This is a genomic window from Bacillus cereus group sp. MYBK245-2, from assembly GCF_051916145.1.
Lineage (GTDB): Bacteria > Bacillota > Bacilli > Bacillales > Bacillaceae_G > Bacillus_A > Bacillus_A pacificus.
In genome coordinates, this window is the sequence record NZ_JBQAGB010000004.1 from 90,363 (window position 1) to 112,038 (window position 21,676).

Below are 21,676 nucleotides of genomic sequence, written 5' to 3' on the forward strand. Positions count from 1 at the left end.
TTTTTTATAAAAGTCGGCTTATTGTTCTCGTTTGAATTCTTTCATACAAAGATGTTCACAACCTGATAACTTTATCTCCAGCGCCACGCAATCATGTTATACTCCATATGAATAGCAGGTATATCAATCCCTAAATACCGCTGAGCATCCTCCTCAAAAATAGCCCAATTTTCTTCATATAAAAATTCAGGGTCTATGCTTTCAAAATCAAATATACTATCTTCGTCTACCATCTCACGAAAATATTTTTGGAAAGGTTTACTATTCTCGAATAAACGAATTGTTCCATACATCCATGGCATGTCTCCAAAAACATCTTTAATTTCACCTATCTCCATACCCTTAAAATACAACTTCATATGTGCACCTTCTTATTTATAAATGACAAAAATACCTATCCTGCATACCTCATCATGTTCTAAAACAGTTATTTTAACATTTCTTCCTGAAACATATCTTCCCTCTCCAAGTCTGAGATACCTTTTTAAATTCAAAATATACGCAAAAAAATAGCCGACTCTTTATATAAGTCGGCTTTCTTTTTATAACTCGAGCTCTCCCATGCGAAGAAGCTCAACAACTGCTTGTGAACGTCCTTTAACCCCTAGCTTTTGCATTGCGTTTGAGATGTGTAGTGATTGCAAACAGAAATCACATTTCTTCCTACTCTTCTCACCAAAAAACCCACATAACAAATTGTGATTTTTTTATTTTATTGAACTATCGAGTCCCGTTATCTAAATAACTTTTCTTTTGCATTAAACCCTATTGCTGAAATAACTATCTTTAAGGGTAAACATAAAGTTATTAATAAAATTCCCAAAATCGACACATGAAATTACGCACTTGAAGTAATCCGTTCCATCAGGTTTGCTGTCTTCAAAAGTGATTTGCAGACTTTCATCAATATGAACTCTCGAATGTGCTAAAGCATTTCTTACCCTTCTACAAATATAATTGCCGTCAGGTCTTCTTTTTCTGCTAGCAATTACATTGAACTTTGATATATCAACAAACGAATAATCCCCATCATTAAAATCTTTTTCTTTTGTGTATACAAATAATAAATAAGATGCCATGAGTAAAACACTAGGGTTAAGTAAATTAATATTCTCATTTTTTTTTAGAAATTCTCTAAGTAATTCATTCACTTTCTTATTCTGATTTTCTGGTTTCAAACATTCTTGTATCCATAATAAACTTATATTACCCTGGACGATTAAGTTCCAATCCGCTAATTTACCTTCTTCATTAATTTGCATAACCAGCCCTCCATTTTCCTAATTTTAAAATTCTAGTTCTAAATATAAGTAGTGCCCTTGTTTCAACAATTCTTATTTTAACTCAAATGTAAATTATGGTAAATTGACTTTTCTTAATTACCCTGCCTGTTACCTCAATAAATCAATATCCAACAATAACAGAACCAAAAAATTAAACAAGTGATGTATCCATATTAATTATTAAATACTGTATCCTTTAATAACTTCATTTGTTTGAGCTACAAAACAACACTCTTCAGGATAGACCAAGATAGAATGATGATAGCTATTCTTGTTAAAAGAATGACTTTTTAGCACGTTCCCATTCTCATGTATAGCCGCGACTATCGTTTCCAAATTATTTGATACTACCCATAGGTAAATGTTCTTATTCGGAATCCATATTACCCTCGATTCAAACGCTTTTGGAAGAGGGCTATACCTCCACAAGACTTCACCTTGATAATTGTAACTTTTTACTTCTGTTTTTGTGACAACCACTAAGCTACTCGATCCCAATGTCATAGATTGAATACTTTCTTGTTCTTTAACTTCAAGGGTTTTCTCTAAATTCATGTTATAGAACGATACCAATCTTGTTCCTATTCGCAATACCAAATTATGTTCCGGTGTTTCATAAGCTTCATAAATAGCCGCCGAAAACTTTAATTCTATTTTACTATTTCGATTTTCCAATTCATATTTTTTCTTGTATGTTCTTTTTAATCTGAAGTTAGGTAGACTTACATCGTTTAATCCTGCGCCGAACACATTCCGTTTTTCACTTTCGACATCAGATTCAGATATCTTTAGTCTCCACTTTCCTTTGCCGTTGATCTCGAACATACCAGAAACAGACTTCTCCCCTCTATCAGAAGCAAAATGAACAATAGCCCTGTCCTCGGAAATAAAATCTAGATTAAATCCATGAGCATCTACTTTGAATTTATCAAGTTGCTGACCATCTTTTGAATAGGTAACAATATGCCCAGGAAGATAAGTGATTTCCGCTTCTGAAGGTATACTTGTGAACAAAACCTCTCCATCTAAAGATAAAAATAGCGACCACATAGATGAATATATATGGTTTTCCCAAATAATATTTCCACCAAGGTCATAGCACACTAATTTATGACTCAAACGGTCTTTTTCTCTTTGTTTATCAGATAAATTTACCAATTCATTGATTGACTTCCGCGGTCCTTCCTCAACCACATAGACCCTTTGGTTTTTCATGTCAATAACCCGATTACCAAACCACTCTTTTTTATTCTTTATCTCCCATCCCCCCGTAAACTGCTTAGTCGCAGCAATCTCAGGTGCCACCTCACTTTGAACAACAACCTTGTCTACATCCTTAAAGGTTTTAGCCTCAAAATGTTGCCATTGGTGATTTTCAGGAGCTAGCCAAAAATACCCTTGATTATGAACCCCTCCATCAAAAAATACATTTCGACCAAATAAAATGAATAGTTCCATTCCAGGATGCCCTTCTGAACCTGTTATGAGGTTACCGGTATCTTTGTATAGTTCATACAATCTATTATCTTCACATACAACTAAATATTTTTCTTGATTAGGAATCAATTGAATAGTGGAAGCTTGTTTTGGTAACTGTGCTCCATAAATAAATTTCCCATCCCTGTTTAACCAGAAGGTTTCTCCAGATTTAAAAGAGACAACCAATTTATTCTCTATCCAACAGATATACCTACCTTCATTTTTAAATGCATTAATCCATTTGAGCCTCCCACTACTATCCCAGGCAGAAACTCGCCCCTTCTCTTCTAAAATGAACACCATGTCAGTTTTGTAATCATGCGCAAAACCAGCGAATGGCGAATTAAAACTCATTCTCTCAAATCCCATAGTAAATTGAGCTGCTAATTGTTTAGCGGACATACTTATTGCTTCTTCTTCACTTTTTGGCGGTGCAGATAATTCATGTTGAAGCTCTTCTTGTTTCTGTTGTAATTCTTTTTCTTTCAGTTCAGAAATAGCAATTCTCGCTTTCAAATTACCATTATTGTCCAATCGATACAATCTATCCATACTCGAGACAAAAATATCCGTTGAATCTGCTGACACCTCAAGTAAATAAGGCATAAAACTAAGCTCACCAAACATCGTAGAGAATACTTCTTTAAAAGCAATGCCCCATTTTAAATCTCCATTAAAGTCAAAACAATAGAGTTTACCTGGACCGTCATATGTTTCCCGTGTTCCCACTAACCAAAAATCGTTACCTATGGCAAATCTAAAAGGCTGCCATTGAAATTCATATACAATAGCTCGTTGATTCTTATAATGTACAAAAGCAACCTTTTCTTTATCGTGAAGTAGAACACCCATATGATTTACAGCAACAGGATGCATTTTTTCTAATGGCGTTTCTTTTAAATTGATTTGTTGTACTTGCTCTTTAGTAATCATTTCAATAGTTCCTGCCGCTTCGACAACAAGTAAATCTTGATTATGATAAAGATGACGAAATTTCCTACGAGACCTGATTTCAAAATTTATTAATTTAGGATTTTTCTTGGCTACAGAAAAGAACGAATCCCATGTTTGCTTGCTATCCGTTTGTAATAGAATCGTTGATATTGGTCGAATTGTATCCTTATCAATAAAATCGTAATATTTATTTTGTTTAACATTACCTAAATGACGCTCTGAATTCATCATTGGACCATTATTAGACTCCTTAACAGCCGGATTAGAAAATAACTTCTTGATTGTATTGAATATCCCCATAATTATCCCTCTCTGAATAGAATTAATTTATTTTCTCAAAGTATCTCTCTTAACAAATACATTTCTCTAATTAGATACTAACATAAATATATATAACTAAAGCACCCTAATTTCCAGGGTACTTTTGATATGAATCACCTATACCGTTAAAGAATACATATCTTTTAAAGATTAAATAGAAAGAAAAATTGCCGACTTTTATGTAAAAGTCGGCTGCTTTCTTATAGTTCATCCCTCCCATATGAACAAACTCAACTACTGCTTATAAGCGCCTTCTAATCCTAATATTTGAGCTGTTTAGTTTTTACAGATACTAAGAGGAACATCTCCTAAATGCGATATTCATAGCTAACCTGCATAATATCATCCCCAAATATGTCCGTTAAAGAGTTCTTATTTTTAATTGATGAACTCAATCCTGGAGATGAACTATATTCACTAAAAGAATATCGAAAATCCGCAACCATTTCGAGATCCATATCAAAGCGGACCCTTTCTTGCAATTCCTTATAGTCTGATTTAGAAAAATTAATAGGACTTTTTCCATAAAAATAGACAAATTGATAATAGTGTGTACCTTCCAATTTTGATTGATGATTTTCTATTTCCCTTTTCACTAATATACCCATACAAGAAATCTCTCCATTATATTTATCCTTCATACAAACTGGATAAGATTCTAAAAGTGTATCTTCTTCAAGATTTATATCATTCAAAATATACATTTTTCATATCCCCCTTTATTCCATATCATTAAAAAATATGCAAGGAAAATGAATATATAACTACTTGTACAGTATTATTTTCTAATACAAAAATTAAGAAGGAATATGTATAATATCCCTTCTTATAATGGACTTTCAAAAGTGTATGTAATATCTATCGCTCCATCTTGATGAATACTTATTTTTTGAATTAACGCTTGAAATACATGAATCAAATCTTGCTCTTGCTTTTGTAACTGCTCAAAAGCTTGTTTTATCGTTTGAATATCAATTTGAACATGATTACCATTTTGTATTACCAGTAACTCATGATTCGCTTTGGTTATTTCCGCTTCAAGATCGTTCCGTTTTTGTTCAAACTCTCCTTTATTAATAAGTTCTTCTAAGTACAAATCTAGCAGTGCTTTTTTCTTTTGCTGATTTGTACTCACAAGCTGTTGCAACTTCTTTATATTTTTCTCTTGCCCCTTTTCAACATTACTTTGAAGTCTTAAAGAAACAGACTCTCCTTTTCCCACTAATAAATTTATAATGAACTGACGAAAATGCCCATATTGAATTGGCACATGATTTACACAACCATGTTTTCCTGCCCGACGATATTGAGAACACTTTAAATATTTCCATTCTGTTCGCTCCCCACTTTTCTTTTTCAAATGAGACTGTACAATTACCATATTAGAACCACAAACCGCGCATTTTGCTAGATTGCGAAATTCATTCCAAGCTGTGATTTTCGTTTTATTTGTTTTATTTTTTTTTCGATTCGCTTGATTCCATATCTCTTCTTCCACAATCTTCGGGTGATGGTTAGGAAAAACAAACCATTTTTCTTTTGGGTTCCGGATTTGTTTTTTCTTACCGCCAACTTTTACTGAAGTATATTGGTTTAAAATAAAAGTTCCTTTATAAATTGCACTTTGAAGGATTCTTTGAACCGATGTCATTTGCCAGTTCTTTTTAGTTTTCGACTTTATACCCAATCGATTTAATTCATTTGTTATCTTTTTATATCCCAAACCTTCGCAATACCATTTATACATCATTTTGACAACTTGCGCTTCCTCCTCATTAATCACCAATTTTTGCTCTTCACGATTATACCCATATGGAATTTTCCCGATATGCTCCCCGCGACGAACTTTTACCGCCAATGCTGCCGTAATACTAGAAGAAAGCGTTCTACTGTATTGAGCCGAAAACAAAGACCAAAGTTCAAATGCCATATCGTTTTTGCCAGCCTTTATAGAATCGTAGCCTTCTTCAACAGAAATAATTCGAACATGATGAGCTAAAAATACTTCGCGAATTTCTAACGAATCCTTCAAATCCCTCGCTAAACGGGAAATAGATTTAAAAACAACCATATTAATTTCTTTTGCTTTTGCCTTTTTTAACAGTAATTGAATAGATGGTCTGTCTACAAATAAAGTTCCACTTACCCCTTCATCTTTAAAAACACGTTTCTCATCCCAATTGAATCCATTTCGTTCTAACCAGTTCCGGCAGATATCTATTTGGTTTTCGACAGATGAAACTTGTTCATCTCGGTCAGTTGACACACGAACATATACTGCGTAAGACTCCACTGCTTTCACCTTCCCATCTCCGAACCACTAGACTACCGAATTTCATATGAAAAATTTTTATCCTTTTATAAAAGATATGACATTCTGCTGTTTTTTCATTACTAATATTAAAACAGCTTGTTTTAATATTAGTATGTCTTTAACAAGGTATAAAATTCATTTCAGTAAAAACATTTCACGGAAATGAATTTATAAAAAATAAAAAAACATTGCGAGATTTTTTTTGTACCACAAGTGCCCTTATTTACTACATAGAAGAACCTTAAATCACGCGTTTAGGAATTGAGAACAAAAGACGGGATAGCGTCAAATTATATATTTTAATATTAAGAAAAACAAAAATATATCACCTATGGAATTATTCGATAAATTTTTGGGGAACAAAAAGAAAATCAAAACTCTTTCGGAAAAATAAATCGGTTCAAAAAACAGTAAAGAACATTTTTTACCGAGCTCAATCAAAAGCAAAAAACCCCAATCATAAGTAGAAAACCTATTGGTTTTCTACTTATGATTGGGGTTTTATCCATATAAAGGTATAACATAAGGAATTGTCTCCAAAAGTTCATTTTTAACGACCTTTTGGGACAACCTCTTTTTATCATTATCGCGAGAAGCTCACCACTTCAACGTTAGAAAGTAGCAAGGGACCTACTTACTAAAACTTGAACACTCGTTTGAACCATATATCTTTTTCTTTACTCGTTATGACCATTGTCGCTATTTTACCTAACATATCTGTTAATCCGCTTTCAAATTCTATCGTTTCATCATCTGTATCTGTATAAGCATGAACAAATTCATGAATTAACGTTCCAGTATATGCTTCAACACTTTTCAATTGGCTTCTTTTTATGATAATGGTACGGTCCGATTTATCCCATAATCCTAACGCATCTGATCCAGTAAAGCTATCAGGTCTCATGGTTTCAGAAATCTTGATTTCCTTTACAGGTTTTATATTTTTCGGAAACCATCCTTGAATCACATGTTTTAACTCATAAATTTCCTTTTCTTTTTTACTTAAGTCTTTTTCATCTACAAATTTAAATTCAAAACTATCATTCCAATGCACTGAATAGTAATCCAAATTCACGATTTCATTTCCAGAAATATCTTTTGCTTTGGATAATTTGAGTGCAAGCGTTTCTGGTATGGTAACAATTCTATGCCCTTCATCTTTCGCATAATTGATATATTTACTGCCCCCGATTAAGTCATCCGAGGTTAAAAACAATATTTTTTCTTTCGAGTTTAAAATCTTACATGCGTGCAGTTGCACATCTATCCATTGCAGCTCATCATGAGAGTTACCTTTTTGAATTTTTTCAAGATCGCTTACCAATTTTTCCGCAAATACAGATCCAGTACATGCCAGTAAGATGGATTTCATTCGATCCGAATACGCACTTCTTCCTACATTTGTTCTTTCTCTGTTTAACGATTTTAAAAGTTTTTTAGTTGGTGAAGTAATATTGTAGGAAAACAGCAAATTTTCTTCCTCAGCTACGCAGAGTCCATTCACATAAATGCGAGATTCCTTATTATCCACTTTTTCGAGTAAAGCGCCATATTTTGTTTCTTCAATCACTTGTTCTCCTGAATATAACAAGAAAAAATCTTTCGCTTTTTCAATATCTGAATCTTGCAGCCCTCCTAAAATAAATTCGGTCCCAACCATATTGCAATTCGAAGGTTCTTGAACGATTGCATGCAATGTCGTAATATCCGCAAATCCTTCTTTTGATAACTTTTTAATTGTAATGTCATTATACTTAGATTTTATCAATACATGTATGTTTCTTCTATCAAAGGTTGCCAAAGCGTCTTTCAATCCGACTCCAAATTTTCCAATTACTTTTTCAACACGGCTCATTTTTTCTTTATTTTCGTTTTGTGTTAAATGATTATGTTTTAGCCCTCTTCCATAATCTTTAATATGCCATTTTCCATCATCATCTTTCCATATAATAGGTTCTTTTGTTTCACTTAAATTCGATTCATCCAATGCATTCGCGATGATTTCCCTTAATGCATGTGCTACAGTCCAATGTTCCAAAACTTTTTCAATGTTTAAGTCGAATTTCTTCATCCTTGTACACCTTTTCCTTTTTGACATGATTCGTTCTTATTATTTGTTTCTTTATTTTATATTTCATATTTTATAATAATAGAGTTTCTTATACAAAGTTAAGACCATAACACTCAAAAATAAAAAGATGTAGTAACCTACAAAAGAATTAATTTATACGCTGATCAAATTGTCTTCACATAGAAATTATGTATAAAAATGACTATTCAATTAACTCCTCTTTCCATATATGTTATATACTAATAATATAAAATTAAAAATATTCAATTAGAAAGGGAGTGTTTGCATTGAAACACGGCAAACTATTTTATTTCACCAATCCGCATCCCGATCTGCCTATTGATGAACGATATGTTGCGGAGACTGATACAGGTATCAAAGAATCTTTTGTACATAAAAATGATGCATTACTGTTTTTATCTGACCACGGAGTACGTTCTTATCAATCTTTCACAAAAGAAATCTCTGCATATAAAAACTTAAAAAACATTCCTATTTACGAATTATGGCATTTAGAAAATAGAATAGGCTATGTACTCTTCGGATTTGAATCCTATATAGATTCGGAAGGAAATACAAACAAACGAAAATCTTATATATGGCGATTCGTCGGGCATGGACGTAGTTGTTTTGCGCCCACTCGTGAAGAACTGACTCAAAAGATATTAGACGAGATTCATAAACATGTGGCAGATCCCGAAGAACGCGGTTACAACATATACCCTTATTACACGCGTTATTATCGAGAAGGCGGTGCAAAATGCATAATTTCGTAGCTTTTGATTTTGAGACTGCTAACCATCATCGTCATAGCATTTGTGCTGTTGGTATGGTCTTTGTCGAAAATGGAGAAATCATTGATACCCTCTATGAATTAATTAATCCAGAAGAAGATTTTGACTATTATAATATCGCTATTCACGGAATTACACCAAGTGATGTAAAAGACGCCCTCACATTTCCAGAATTTTATGAAGCGTATAAAAAAAGATTTGAAAACAAATTATTAGTCGCTCATTATCTTCCTTTTGATGGATACGCACTCCGGGATAGTTTAAGACGGTATGAACTTCCATCTGTTTATAACAACTTACTTTGTACATACCAACTATCAAAAAAATTAATAACCGGAGAAAAGAGCTATACCTTAAAATACCTTTGCAAACATTTTAGCATTGAATTAAATAACCATCATAATGCTTTGGAAGATGCAAGGGCTTGTGCTCAACTCATGTTACAACTATCTCATAAATATGATCTACCAAATATAGAAGAAATTTATTCCAAAACACACATTAGAACTGGCGAAATCTCTGGTAACACCTATAGATCTTCATTAGTTCAATCTCAATCCTACTCCTCTTTAAATTTAAAAGATATTAACGTAGCAACAGAAGTATCTGAAGATCATCCTTTTTATCAAAAACATATCGTATTTACAGGCAAATTAAATGCGTATACTCGTATAGAAGCCGCACAGTTAATTGCTAATAAAGGTGGCATTCCACAAAACGGTATTAACAAAAACACTAACTATATTATCATCGGAGATTTCGACAACGTGATGATAAAAGGAAATAAATCTTCTAAATTAGAGAAAGCAGAAAAATTGATTGCACAGGGGAAGGAGCTTGAAATTATTAGCGAAGAAGAATTTATGAGAATGTTGTAGTTGAATAAGTTGACACTAAAAATGATATAAAAATCTAATACTTTCATATAAAATAATAATCATACAACAAGATATACATCATGAAGCACAGAAGAAAGGAGAATTTTCATGGCGAAAAATGGAGAACCTGGAAAAGGACGTATTGGCGCAGTAAAAGGGCGTAGCCAATTACAAGGTCCAAACGGAAATTGGATTAAGCGTGACAGCGCAACCGGACGATTCCTTGACCAAAAAACAAGTAGTACAACACCTTTCAAAGGTGTTAGAAAAGAAAAGTAACCAAACTAAAAATAAACAGCTATCGTAGGAGATAGCTGTTTATTTTTCTTGCCGTTACATTTATTATAACTAATATATAGATTATTAAATGGTAAATCGAATTTACAGTAAGGAGTGTTACTAATGATGACCGACGCAGAAAGATATCATTCTTTTAACAGCGTAAAACAAAGTACCAACGTTTTAGTATCCCAATGGCAAAAAAGGTGGTTAACTGGTTTTAAATATGATGCATCAACAATCGAATTTTTTCCTCCGAAGCCATTTATAAATTTAAGTTCAATGCAACAAGCTGCATTACTTAAAAATATTAGATATGTTCATCACGCTGTACTCGCATCTGTTTTTCAAATGACTCCAGAAAATAAAAAAGTGCCATTCGATGTAGTAGATAACTTGATTTTAGAACAACTAAATCATTATAACCGTAAATTAGGGTTATGTATTTATGCAAGTGCATTATTATACTGTCTCTTACGTGAAGAATTCGCACTTGATAATAAACATTTAAAGTACGTACAAGGTTTTGCACGGACTAAACCTTCTAAAAATTATAAGTTACCTTCAACAGGCGAAGGTTCAGACTTGATGCACACATTACATGCATTTGTTTTATATCAAAATTCTGTCATCGATACCTCTACTATACAACTGGAGAAATATTTAGATTTCTCCCTTAAGCCTCCTTTTGTTTTAGGAGAGCAAGGATACAAGGAAGAAACATTTACATATCATGGATTTAAAGAGTATCCTCAAACCCCACTAAAATACGCAAAAAACTTTGCTAAAGAAGTAGGAATGACATACAAAGAATGGATTACACATCATCAAACGCAAGCCAAAATATTTTCACAAGTAAAAGTTCATTAATAATAACACCTTCCTTATATAAGGAAGGTATTATTAACATGTTAATATAATCTATATCATAATAGTGTTTTGAAAAAAATAAGCTCTTATTATAAATGTTACATAACATATTCTTCTTACTTATTTCAAGAGTCACTACTAAACCTCAAATATACACCGGATTAATTCACCCCAAAACCGTAACCCAAAAATATAATTCATCTTTCTACCGAGAATCAAAAATCAGAATCTTCTTTATTTAAAACCAAAAAGACAAACCTTACATCTCATAAGGTCTCGTCCCACTTTTTCAAAAAACTACTCGGTATTAAGTTAGTAATGGTATACCATTACTAACTTAATACCGAGTAAACGTTTTTCTTGGCATAACTCCTTCACCTTTTTGCCGAGAAAAATATTTTCTTTGAAACTAGCATATTTCTAAATGACAACATATAGCACGTCCATATTTGTGATATTAAAAAGCAATAAAAAGAAACTCAAATTTCCGAGTTACTTTTTATTGCTCTAAATTTATTTTTAAAATATATTCTGTTTTCCCATTTTGATCTATTATAATTTTATCAATTAAATACACCAAAAGTTGACGAACTCGTTTCATATCTTTTTGTAAATTTGTAAATTCTATTCGAAATGCTTGTAACACATTTTTTTGTAACATACCTTGGTTAGAATCGACGTCTTCAATATGCTTCATTTCTGCTTCTTTTTTTGCGATTAACTCCTCTGTCCCCCTGATTTCGTGCAACAAATGCAAACGATAATCCAACATTACATCCAACAAAGGATCTATTTTCGGATCAACTTCCACCAATTTCTTCTTTTGATTATATAATTCGTCTATTTCACGTTCCGCATCCTTAATCCAAACTAGACAATTATCCACCTGTTTTTTCAAACGCTGGATTTCTTTTTTTATTTGTTTTATGTCTTTTTCTAAAATTTGTTCCATTTCATACATCAGTTCTGTTTGAGATTTAGAAATGACTTTATCCGTAACCTCTTTTATAACACTATCAAAAACCAGTGCATGTAGCTCATCTGTTGAGAACCAAACTTTACATAATTTATTCGAACACATATATTTCTTGATTCCATACTTCTTGCCATTTTTCCCTCTAGTTTCTTGATTCTTTGGAAGCAAGGGAGCATCACAACTTTTACAATAAATTAAGTCCCGTAGAACATACTCTGTTTTTAATTGTTTGGGAGGTAATTCCTTGTTTCTTTTTTTCTCAAACATTTGAAAAGTAGCTAACCATTCTTCCTTGGTCATAATAGGTGGAATCTCTTCACATTTTGCCATTTTCCATTTGGATAAGTCTTCAATACTATTCCCAGATCCAGGTTTTAGTCTTCCGAATGTAACATACCCTGCATAAATTGGATTGGTCAAAATGTGCTTTACTCGTTCCTTTTTCCAATGGATTGTATTTGTTTTCGCCTTTTGCTCATTTAATATTTTGGCGATATCCGCAAACCCTTCGCCATTTTGATATAACTGATATATCTTTAACACAATTTCTTTTTCATCTTCTAGAATAAAGAAATTCTTGGTATTTTCATCCTGTACATATCCAAATGGTACAGGTCCTCCCATCCATTGACCATAGTCTGTTCTTTGTCCATACGCATCTTTCGTACGTGCACTGATTCGCTCTACTTCATAACGAGTTCCACCCTCTCGAATTAATTGTGTAATAATATCACGCTCTGTATACAATTCTCCCGTACTCGTCAATATGACATCTGTTTTCGCTTCTTTCATTATTACTCGTATTTGTACATGTTCAATCTCTGATCGCGCAAGGCGGTCATCTGCATACGTAATCACAAAATCATATTTCCCCTGTTCTACGTCTCGTAATAACGCCATGATTTGGGGACGCTTGATTAACTTCTTTTTAAATGCCGATTCTCCAGGGTCTACATATTCTTTCACAATTTCACAATCATAGTTTTTTATAAATTCATATACATGATGTCTTTGTGCATCGATTGTTTGACGATCAGATGAAACCCTCGCATAAAAAGCTCCTTTTTTTCCTTTTTCTAAAACATCACGAATTGTCTTCACATGTATGCACCTCTTGATAATGTAAAAATGGATGTTTAAAAATAATTTCATAACCGTGTCTATCTACAATTACAGTAAAAATCAAATCTTGAAATAACTCCATAACCTTATAATCTGGTAAGGAATCTAACATCAGTTGTTTATGGACATTAGACTCCAAATCCTTTACTACACCAGGCACCTTTTTTAATACATTTAGTTTTAATTCCAATTCTTCTTTTATTTGTTTGTGTTCCTGAAAATGTTGATAAGAACCAAGTAATTCTTTGTGTAACTTTTCATTTTTCTTTTCCGTTAACCATCTTTGTACTTTTGTGTGCACTGTCTTTTTCTTTTGATCTAAACGCTGACTATGCCCTTGTATCATTCGTTCTATTTCTTTTACATTTTGTCTATAGTAACGCTGAAACAAGCCATCAAATTCTTTCTCTCGTAAATTAAGAAAAAAACATTTCATTTTTTCAAATGTTTTTTGTTCGATATATTCCTTATCAATATACAAACGATGTTCTTTGCATCGATATCCTATTAAAAATGTATTTCCTCTCCGTTTAACCACTCCCTCTAATTGTTTTTTACAATAAGAACATTGCAGGAGTCCTTCTATACGATACAGAATATCTTCTTTAGCAATTTCCTTTTTCATTTTCGTAGAACCACGCTTATTTACTATTTGATTTAGTTTTTCTTGCGCAGCTTCCCATTGGTGCGGTTCAATCGGCATTGTGCCTTCTAGCTGATGTTCTTGTTGAACTCCCTTCAATCGAATACTATATACACCCATATAAAAGGAATTTTCTAATGTACGTCTAATATCTTGTAGTTCCCAAGGAAGTCCTTTTCGTTTCTTAAAACCTTTTCCATCTAAACGATCTTTTATTTGTTGCAAAGATGTGCATGTATCGTTCAAAAATTCATTAAAAATAAACATAACTATATCCATTTCATCTTTTACGATTTCAATTTCTTTTTTCTTTTTATTATTTTGGAAACCATATGGCAGCCGACTCACTGCTTTTCCTGCATCAAATTTACTCTGACGCATAGCATCAAACCGTTTATTAATTTGTTCACCTTCATGTTGTGCGAAGCCAGCCATAATCACTTCTAGATAGCGATTCATCGGCGTGTATTCCATTACCGGTTCTCCAACAGTCGTAAAATGAACTTTTATCTGTTTCTCCTGAAGAAGTTCATAAATTTCCATATACTCGATTACATTTCTTGCTAACCGGTCTCTCTTATACAAAATTAAATGTTCAATTTCATCATTTCGAATTGCTTCCAACAACTTTCGTAAACCCGGTCGCTGATTCATATGTATAATTCTAGCCGATACATATGGATCTTCATATTCATAGTCCAGCTTCATATAATGATCTCTGCAATACGCCTTTGCATAATATTTCTGCATTCGAACGGAGTGTTCTTGTTTTTTAGATGAACTACGGTAATATGCGACTGTTTTCTTCAATACAACCAGCCCTTCCATCATGTTGTGCTTACAATGTATGCACGTCATCCTTGTCCATAGAATCATTTTGTTTCATTACTTCTACTAAAAGTTCCACATATAGTTGAAACCATTTTTGTGCAGCTTCAGGATCATGAATATACGAAATCGATCTGAGTTGAAGCTTCTTTTGTACAGCCATTAAAATCATCACCTTTCAAAACAAATTGCATAGGAGGAATTACAATTGATTACGCAATTAGGACAAACCATTCGTAATTTAAGAAAGCAAAAGGGAATTTCTCTTCAAAATTTCGCTGAGCAAATTGAAGTCTCTCCGGGATATTTAAGTAACCTTGAAACACAAAAAACAGATACCATTTCTTTAACGTTACTCGCAAAATTGAATGAGGAATTTGATTTATTTCCTTCCCTGAATCACACAACTTCTCCTCATCATGAATTACATTTCCGACTAGATCGGGTATGCGAACTACTGAAAACGCTACATGATACCAATCCCGAGTTAGCAAATTATTTTATTTCTCATATTGAACAAGGATTGATATTATACCAAAAGGAATAGTTGCTTAGTGGTTATTATTACCAATTAAGAACTAGTTATTCATTTTTATAAAATTAATTTACAAAAATGAATAAAGTACCCTGAAAAAGAGAGCCTATTTTCCCAAAACGGCTCTTTTTTCCATATCTTCTAATAACTCTTTTATTACTTTATTATAAAGACGATTTACCTGTGTAGATTTTTCATCTGTTCGTTGATAAATATACTCGTCTCCTTTCTTTATTATCCCCAGATGTTTATCTTCTTTTGGAAATACAAGATTGCAAAAATCTTGATATATTTGCAATCCCTTCTCTCCTTTTAATGAATATGTACGATCAGGAAAGAGTCTTTTAAATTGAGCTCTTAATAGCCCTTGAAATGCTTTTTCATCCAAACCCTGAATCCTATTTTCATCTATGTTGCTCAGTGGTTGTCTGTTTTCAATCACTGCGTCCAACGTACTCACTTTTTGTTGCAATAAATCATATTCTTCTACCACTTGTTCATACACATCTTTCATCCATTGATTCTGCTTTTGCAATGCTGATATCTCTTCACACATAATATTTACCACATCATATAAAAAATGAATGTCCCCATTCGTTATACTCGCCCTTCCTTCCAAATACTCAACTTCTCCTTCATTTTTTTTATGAAATAAAACTTGTACTTGTTGTTTTACATCATTTATATCTTGAATAAGATGCTGATATTCCTGCAAAATTTGACGTAACCCTGGACGTTTCTTATCGATAAACTCAAATAAATCTTCCTCGCGAATACTCCATCCCTCCTTCCGATTCTCTGATGGAACTGCTGCAATTTCTAACTTCCGAAGCCAATCCGTAAATGTTTTATAACTTACCTTTATATAGTTTTCTTCTAAAATCTTCATCGCTTCTTGAACATTAATCCACCTTGTCATATTCCACCTCACCTCATATCTCTAATAATTTTATGAATGTCATATAACAGATATAACTACACAAAAGTAATATTAAAAATAAAAAAATAGGATTTAGCTCTCCCTCAAGCTAAATCCTATTTACATAATCACACTATTGTTATCTCGTTAATTTTGATTCGTTCTTTCTTAAATCCATAATTTTTTTATAAATGATACCCGCTTCGTTTTCTGTGTGAATATCAAAACTCCAGTACATTTCAGATTTTAACTCGTCTTCATTTATTTCTATTTCATGTACTAAATTTCCAACTACCTCTAAGACATCCTCATTCCACAATTCTTCTTTTAATGTTTGATTTAACACCAATTGAGCTACATCCATTGCCTGAAATATAACATCTAATCCATATCCCATCCTACTTACTCCCATTACAATGTACCCGATTGCTTCTGTATCTTTCAAAAACTCCACTCCTTCCACTATTTCATTTTCATAAAAGTCATTTATAAAAAGTCTGTTTTCTTCCCCAACTGCATATATTTTTAAAGATAAAATATTTGTTTAAGAACTAATTAAGGGAGGTATTTACTTGTTACAACATCTCGGGCAAACCATCCGAACATTACGAAAACACAAAGGGATTACACTAAATGACCTTGCAGCAACATTACATGTTTCACCAGGCTACCTCAGTAATTTAGAAACAATGAAAACCGATACTGTTTCACTTACATTTCTAGAACAAATACAAGAAGAACTGAACCTGTTCCCTGCTCTCACCCAGGAAACAGATTCTCCAAACCATGAACTTGATTTTCGTTTACAACGATTATGCCAAGTATTACAAAAAACTCATGATGAAAATCCAGAGTTAGCGGATTACTTTATTGCTCATGTTGAAAAAGGTTTGGAACTTTATCAACCCAAATAAACACCCTACTCTCATTATGAACAACTTGTCTACCTATTATTCATTATTATGAATTATTTTTATAAATATGAATAAATTCTCGAAAATAGGAGAACCTTTATAAAAAGAGGTTCTCTTTTTTCTAATTAAGGAGATGAATCAATATGAAAGAAGAATTACTAAAAGTAGCTAATGACTACCTCGAATGGGTACATGTTCAACTTGAAAGTGATGTTAACTTTATCGGGGATGATTACATTGACACAATAGAAGATATGTTACTAGAAGAAGGGATTTTATATACCCAAAACGATATGACACAAACCATTAAAAGTATTATTTCAAAACTCCAAGATAAATATGGCGTTAATAATATTTTTTATGGTGCCCCGGAACATACTGTTATTGAAAACGGTCGATATGTAACCCTTTATAATCAGTTAATAATCAAAAATCCCAAACACAAAGAATAAACATTAAATATATGCTATGTTCTTTCAATGTACTTTTTTCGAATTATTGCTTTAAAATAAAAAAGGATGGCTGTTAACAGCCATCTTCTTTTTATTTACTGATTAATTAAGTTATTTAACACCGGCGTCGTATGAACATAACGTACTGTAAATAACGGATCTAAACGATATTGGAATGTTGTTACAAATCGACCAGTTTAAACTAATTGTTGTACAACTTCTTAAATCTCTTAACTATTTTCATCAAAAGACAGCAAATTTGAAATTCATAATTATCATTAAAAGCTGGAAACAGTTTATACCTATATTTTACTCCATAGACAAATTGTCCTCTACTTACATATAGAATAATCCAAACATTTTATACACAGAAAACAAAAATACAGATACCATACCATATAAAATAACAACCTTAGGTGCATTACATCTATTTAAAATCGCAACACCTAATAATGTAATCAGTAGCGGAATGAATAAAATCATCGCTACTCGCATAGCTAGTTGATCAAAGATAGGTTTTAATATGTCAATGTCAATAATGTCCACAAATTATCTTCCTCTCATGAAATATATTATCATTTTATAATAATTTAGCGTTTTAATTCAATCTATTAATTACTAAATATTAATGAATTCATCTATACAATACCTATTTGCCGTTTCAATTTTTCAACCCTAATTTTGCTACAACAGCAGATACATGTGAATATTTCTCTTTTCTGAAACACAATAATTCTAGTATAATAAATTTAACGAAAGAAAAATTAGAATTTTACAAATCAAAACAAAATATGTACTAACTCTTCTAAATTAAAAAACTTATGTTAATAAAAAAGAAAATTTATTAAAAAGGATGTTGAAATATGACTTCTATAAGTTCTATGCCCTATGCAGTACGAAAAAATGATTCTAACTGGATAAAAGATACCGCTGAAGATATTAAAAAATTAAGATTAAAACATGGAGACACTCATCCTTATTATGAATTAATTAAAGATAGCTTTTATTGCTATGGTTGCTATAAAAAATGGATAAAAGAAAATCATACTGAACCCTTTGATTATGCCCTACCTAAATTAACACATTATATATATGAAAACGGAAATAAAACCCACTTCAAACTCCGTCGCAAATCACAAGAGAAAAATCATGATCATCTCAAAGGCTGCTATTTTAATGATCCATCAGATTATTACAAAGAACTATCTGATTCTTTCGACCATATCGAAATTGCTGAAAAACAAACTGCCCGCCTCATCATATTAAATCGGATGAATCAAATATTAAAAACTGAAATTAGATCTTCCACAAAAGGTTTAGGAAAAACAATTAAACCTAAAGCTTCACACCTACAAACATTCGGTGCTCTGCAAGACATTTACAATCGCTACGGGGAAAGTTGGAGAGAATTACCTGTTATAACCGAAGATAATGAAACTAAAAAAATCGAAAATTTATTGCTATCTCCCGATGAAGCAATTGACTCATCTAAACAATACCCAAACAAAATCGCAATTGTATATGGAACAATACAAAGAGTTGAGGCTCGTAATAACGGTGGTTATATCAACATTGTATTTAAACAAGGCTCAAATAAATCCGATCGTCCATTTCGCTTGTCAGTATCACCTTATCATATTTATAATGAAACAGATTTACAATGCCTAGAAAATAGAAAAATCGGATGTTACGGGCGTTTAAAACATAATCAGGGCTTTTCACAAATAGAGTTATTTTCTTTACATCATCAAATTGTATTTTTAGATTTACAAAAAAGTGAACCTTGTCCTTTTAGAACACCCAGTATTAATATTGATCGAATTCAGAAACTACTTACACGTACAATGGAATTTCATCATAGTAAACTTCATTCATATCACCCTGGAATGTTTACTTTTCACAGACAAGCTCAATCGGATTTCAAGAAAATAAAACAAACAGTTCAAGAAACCCAACAAAAACAACAACTGCTTTTTCAGGAAAAAGAAATGAAAACCCAAGAGAAAAACAGTATGTCCGTCCTTCATAACACATTATTAATTGACACAGCAAATATAAAAAAGCAACTTCGCATTACAAAATCCAAAATCAAAGAAACAGAAAAACAATTCAGCAATAAATTCCGTAAATGGACTCGATTTATTTATGCTGGATCTGAATCAAAAGAAATACAAGAATTAAAATCTAAACAAAACAACTTAACAATACAACTAGATTCCTTTACCAAACAAAAACAAAATATCGAAGCTAATATTACGAACTTAGAAGATACTATATCTAGTATAAGCTCTTCTATAACAGCCTTAGAAAAAAAACATGCTTCTGCATTAAATAATTTCAAAAAGATTAAACGTGGAGTCGAGATAGAAAAACAATGGAAAACACATATTGAGCAAGATTTTTGTTTTCTTTATTATCAAGAAAATAAAAATCTTTGGAGTGCTATTCAGATACAACAAAATCCACAACCGGAAGCAGATCTTACCTTCACATGCAAATTTCTATACAACAATCCAGATCACACAAATCGTATTCGTCCTGAAGAAATATTACCTATTGTATTTGATACACCTTCATACGATTTAATGATTTACAAAGTAATACAGAAGAAACTACATCAAAAATTAAATCGCTCACCACTAAAAGGGCATCAGCCCCTTCATAAGTAAAAGATTTTCAAACCAAACATAAAAAACGAGAAACCCTGTGACATACATGTTTCTCGTTTTTTTATTAAATAATAATTCTACTTACCAACTGATATCCTCTAGCTGATCACCAACCATCTTCTTCTTTGTATTTATCTATTTTTTCCTTCTTGTAAATATTGATCAGCTTCTCACTTGAAACAACCTTGCCCGATGATTAAATTTCCCTTCCTTGTCTAACGTTTAAAAATCACAATAGATTTATCCACCAATTCACTCCAACCATTTGAAAGATACTTTTCAATAATAAAACTGGTTGCTTCTTTCTAAAAAAAATTGACTTACAATACAATCAATATAGCGCTTCCTTCTTTTTTATACATCCAGTATGCTGATATCTTTTTACCTAATTTTTGTTCTAAACTTAGAGGATAAGTTACCACTTCCTCCATTTCGTATACAATTCAACCATCCTAATTAAAACATCCATCCTTCAAATATTGTTTTCAAATTATGAAAGTATAAAATAAGCGAATTAAAAATTGATTTTTCTGATTTTTATTGAGAAATATTTTATTTGAATTTCACATATTAACATTTATAGGAAGAAGATGTTAATATTTAGAGGCGGAATTATTTAAAATATTCTAATAATAAAAGAGGAGAATGTTAAATGATAATTAGAAAAAATAGTCGTTTCGCTCTTATATTAATATTAGCTTTAGGTACATTTTTCAGTATTTTTGGAGTAAGTAAATTTTCGCTAGCTGATACAAGTGATGAAACTGTCAATTTTACTTTCCAATGGAATAGTGCTTGGGATTATACAAACGCTCGTAGAAAAGATAATACTTCCTCAATGTATATGCGTGTGAATTCTAGCAATTCCGCAGGTTCTTTCAATGTTTGGGCGGAAGCAGATGCCAATGTGTGGAGTGGGGGAAGAGATTGGAAAAACGCTTCTGGGGATGGTAAACATGAAGGTGCTGTACAACCAGGGCGTACATATCTCTTCATAAATAATGCAGTTGAGACTTATGGTAAACAAGTTCCTGTCCGTTTTGGTGGGTATTCAAGAGAGAATAACTCATATAATGTTGATTGGAGCCCTGATAGCGTTAGACCAAAAGGATCTTATACTGAATATTAAGTAAAAATTAAATCATAGTAATATTTTCAAATAATACCGCGCTCTTTAAAATTTTTTTGCTACATGTAAAAGTTGTATGATTCTTAATAAGAATCATACAACTTTTTTTGTCAGAGGATTACGATAAACATTGTAAATTGATAGACTAAAATAACTATTACTGACAAAAGGATTAATTAATTATTTCACTATAAAACAACTTTCACCAGTGTAATCCTTTATCAGAAAACAGTTGAAAAAATTATT

Annotated in this window: 21 protein-coding genes and 1 pseudogene; 9 read left to right on the forward strand and 13 right to left on the reverse strand. The window is 32.1% G+C overall.

Features of this window, described 5'->3' with window-relative positions:
• Positions 1-71 precede the first annotated feature (71 nt).
• From ACTFRN_RS09295 to ACTFRN_RS09325, 7 genes and pseudogenes are all read right to left on the reverse strand, one after another.
• Positions 72-359: a hypothetical protein gene (locus ACTFRN_RS09295; protein WP_000780770.1), complete on the reverse strand. Its 288-nt coding sequence runs from the start codon at positions 357-359 to the stop codon at positions 72-74.
• A 183-nt stretch (positions 360-542) separates the two neighbouring features.
• Positions 543-632, reverse strand: a pseudogene (gene gerE / locus ACTFRN_RS09300) (spore germination transcription factor GerE); the annotation flags it as partial.
• Between the two features lie 126 nt (positions 633-758).
• Positions 759-1,262, reverse strand: coding sequence for a hypothetical protein (locus ACTFRN_RS09305; RefSeq protein WP_088106402.1), 504 nt, complete (start codon positions 1,260-1,262; stop codon positions 759-761).
• Between the two features lie 201 nt (positions 1,263-1,463).
• On the reverse strand, positions 1,464-4,016 hold the full coding sequence (locus ACTFRN_RS09310) for a hypothetical protein (RefSeq protein ID WP_000510864.1): 2,553 nt from the start codon (positions 4,014-4,016) through the stop codon (positions 1,464-1,466).
• 329 nt (positions 4,017-4,345) lie between these two features.
• A complete protein-coding gene (locus ACTFRN_RS09315) occupies positions 4,346-4,741 on the reverse strand; it encodes a hypothetical protein (protein WP_000275658.1) in 396 nt (131 codons plus the stop codon).
• Between the two features lie 122 nt (positions 4,742-4,863).
• Entirely contained in the window at positions 4,864-6,339 is a 1,476-nt protein-coding gene (locus ACTFRN_RS09320) for a recombinase family protein (protein WP_000648666.1), read from the reverse strand.
• A gap of 649 nt (positions 6,340-6,988) precedes the next feature.
• The gene (locus tag ACTFRN_RS09325; RefSeq protein ID WP_000712960.1) at positions 6,989-8,422 is read right to left on the reverse strand and encodes an ATP-binding protein; all 1,434 of its coding nucleotides are present in this window, start codon (positions 8,420-8,422) and stop codon (positions 6,989-6,991) included.
• 278 nt (positions 8,423-8,700) lie between these two features.
• Between ACTFRN_RS09325 and ACTFRN_RS09330 the strand changes: the two genes are divergently transcribed.
• From ACTFRN_RS09330 to ACTFRN_RS09345, 4 genes are all read left to right on the forward strand, one after another.
• The gene (locus ACTFRN_RS09330; RefSeq protein ID WP_002008620.1) at positions 8,701-9,198 is read left to right on the forward strand and encodes a hypothetical protein; all 498 of its coding nucleotides are present in this window, start codon (positions 8,701-8,703) and stop codon (positions 9,196-9,198) included.
• Positions 9,183-10,094, forward strand: a complete 912-nt coding sequence (locus ACTFRN_RS09335) for an exonuclease domain-containing protein (protein ID WP_000551413.1) — start codon at positions 9,183-9,185, stop codon at positions 10,092-10,094. The genes ACTFRN_RS09330 and ACTFRN_RS09335 overlap by 16 nt, the downstream gene beginning before the upstream one ends.
• A 108-nt stretch (positions 10,095-10,202) precedes the next feature.
• Complete coding sequence (locus ACTFRN_RS09340; RefSeq protein WP_001097071.1) at positions 10,203-10,373, forward strand: hypothetical protein; 171 nt, start codon at positions 10,203-10,205, stop codon at positions 10,371-10,373.
• A 123-nt stretch (positions 10,374-10,496) separates the two neighbouring features.
• Positions 10,497-11,243, forward strand: coding sequence for a hypothetical protein (locus ACTFRN_RS09345; RefSeq protein WP_000988042.1), 747 nt, complete (start codon positions 10,497-10,499; stop codon positions 11,241-11,243).
• A gap of 499 nt (positions 11,244-11,742) precedes the next feature.
• Here ACTFRN_RS09345 and ACTFRN_RS09350 read toward each other — a convergent pair whose 3' ends face one another.
• From ACTFRN_RS09350 to ACTFRN_RS09360, 3 genes are read right to left on the reverse strand one after another with little or no spacing between them, the layout of a single operon-like run.
• Positions 11,743-13,320: a recombinase family protein gene (locus ACTFRN_RS09350; protein WP_072770216.1), complete on the reverse strand. Its 1,578-nt coding sequence runs from the start codon at positions 13,318-13,320 to the stop codon at positions 11,743-11,745.
• Positions 13,304-14,794, reverse strand: coding sequence for a recombinase family protein (locus ACTFRN_RS09355; protein ID WP_258959472.1), 1,491 nt, complete (start codon positions 14,792-14,794; stop codon positions 13,304-13,306). The genes ACTFRN_RS09350 and ACTFRN_RS09355 overlap by 17 nt, the downstream gene beginning before the upstream one ends.
• Positions 14,795-14,822: 28 nt before the next feature.
• On the reverse strand, positions 14,823-14,975 hold the full coding sequence (locus ACTFRN_RS09360; RefSeq protein ID WP_175879545.1) for a hypothetical protein: 153 nt from the start codon (positions 14,973-14,975) through the stop codon (positions 14,823-14,825).
• Between the two features lie 45 nt (positions 14,976-15,020).
• On the opposite strand from ACTFRN_RS09360, the gene ACTFRN_RS09365 reads away from it, so the two are divergent.
• Positions 15,021-15,359 carry a helix-turn-helix domain-containing protein gene (locus tag ACTFRN_RS09365; RefSeq protein WP_000632660.1) on the forward strand — a complete coding sequence of 113 codons (339 nt, stop codon included), beginning with the start codon at positions 15,021-15,023 and terminating at the stop codon, positions 15,357-15,359.
• A gap of 94 nt (positions 15,360-15,453) precedes the next feature.
• On the opposite strand, the gene ACTFRN_RS09370 is transcribed toward ACTFRN_RS09365, so the two are convergent.
• Together ACTFRN_RS09370 and ACTFRN_RS09375 are read right to left on the reverse strand one after the other, a co-directional pair.
• Positions 15,454-16,266, reverse strand: coding sequence for a DNA-binding protein (locus tag ACTFRN_RS09370; protein WP_076868776.1), 813 nt, complete (start codon positions 16,264-16,266; stop codon positions 15,454-15,456).
• Positions 16,267-16,405: 139 nt separating this feature from the next.
• Entirely contained in the window at positions 16,406-16,720 is a 315-nt protein-coding gene (locus ACTFRN_RS09375) for a hypothetical protein (RefSeq protein ID WP_254848097.1), read from the reverse strand.
• 118 nt (positions 16,721-16,838) lie between these two features.
• On the opposite strand from ACTFRN_RS09375, the gene ACTFRN_RS09380 reads away from it, so the two are divergent.
• Both ACTFRN_RS09380 and ACTFRN_RS09385 read left to right on the forward strand, forming a co-directional pair.
• Complete coding sequence (locus ACTFRN_RS09380) at positions 16,839-17,180, forward strand: helix-turn-helix domain-containing protein (protein ID WP_076868778.1); 342 nt, start codon at positions 16,839-16,841, stop codon at positions 17,178-17,180.
• A 143-nt stretch (positions 17,181-17,323) separates the two neighbouring features.
• Positions 17,324-17,632: a hypothetical protein gene (locus tag ACTFRN_RS09385; RefSeq protein ID WP_076868779.1), complete on the forward strand. Its 309-nt coding sequence runs from the start codon at positions 17,324-17,326 to the stop codon at positions 17,630-17,632.
• A 336-nt stretch (positions 17,633-17,968) separates the two neighbouring features.
• Here the strand turns inward: ACTFRN_RS09385 and ACTFRN_RS09390 are convergent, their stop codons facing one another.
• A complete protein-coding gene (locus ACTFRN_RS09390) occupies positions 17,969-18,178 on the reverse strand; it encodes a hypothetical protein (RefSeq protein ID WP_000351252.1) in 210 nt (69 codons plus the stop codon).
• Positions 18,179-18,495: 317 nt separating this feature from the next.
• Between ACTFRN_RS09390 and ACTFRN_RS09395 the strand changes: the two genes are divergently transcribed.
• Positions 18,496-20,301, forward strand: a complete 1,806-nt coding sequence (locus tag ACTFRN_RS09395; RefSeq protein WP_076868780.1) for a hypothetical protein — start codon at positions 18,496-18,498, stop codon at positions 20,299-20,301.
• A gap of 652 nt (positions 20,302-20,953) precedes the next feature.
• Positions 20,954-21,430, forward strand: coding sequence for a hypothetical protein (locus tag ACTFRN_RS09400; RefSeq protein ID WP_076868781.1), 477 nt, complete (start codon positions 20,954-20,956; stop codon positions 21,428-21,430).
• The last annotated feature ends 246 nt before the right edge of the window (positions 21,431-21,676 follow it).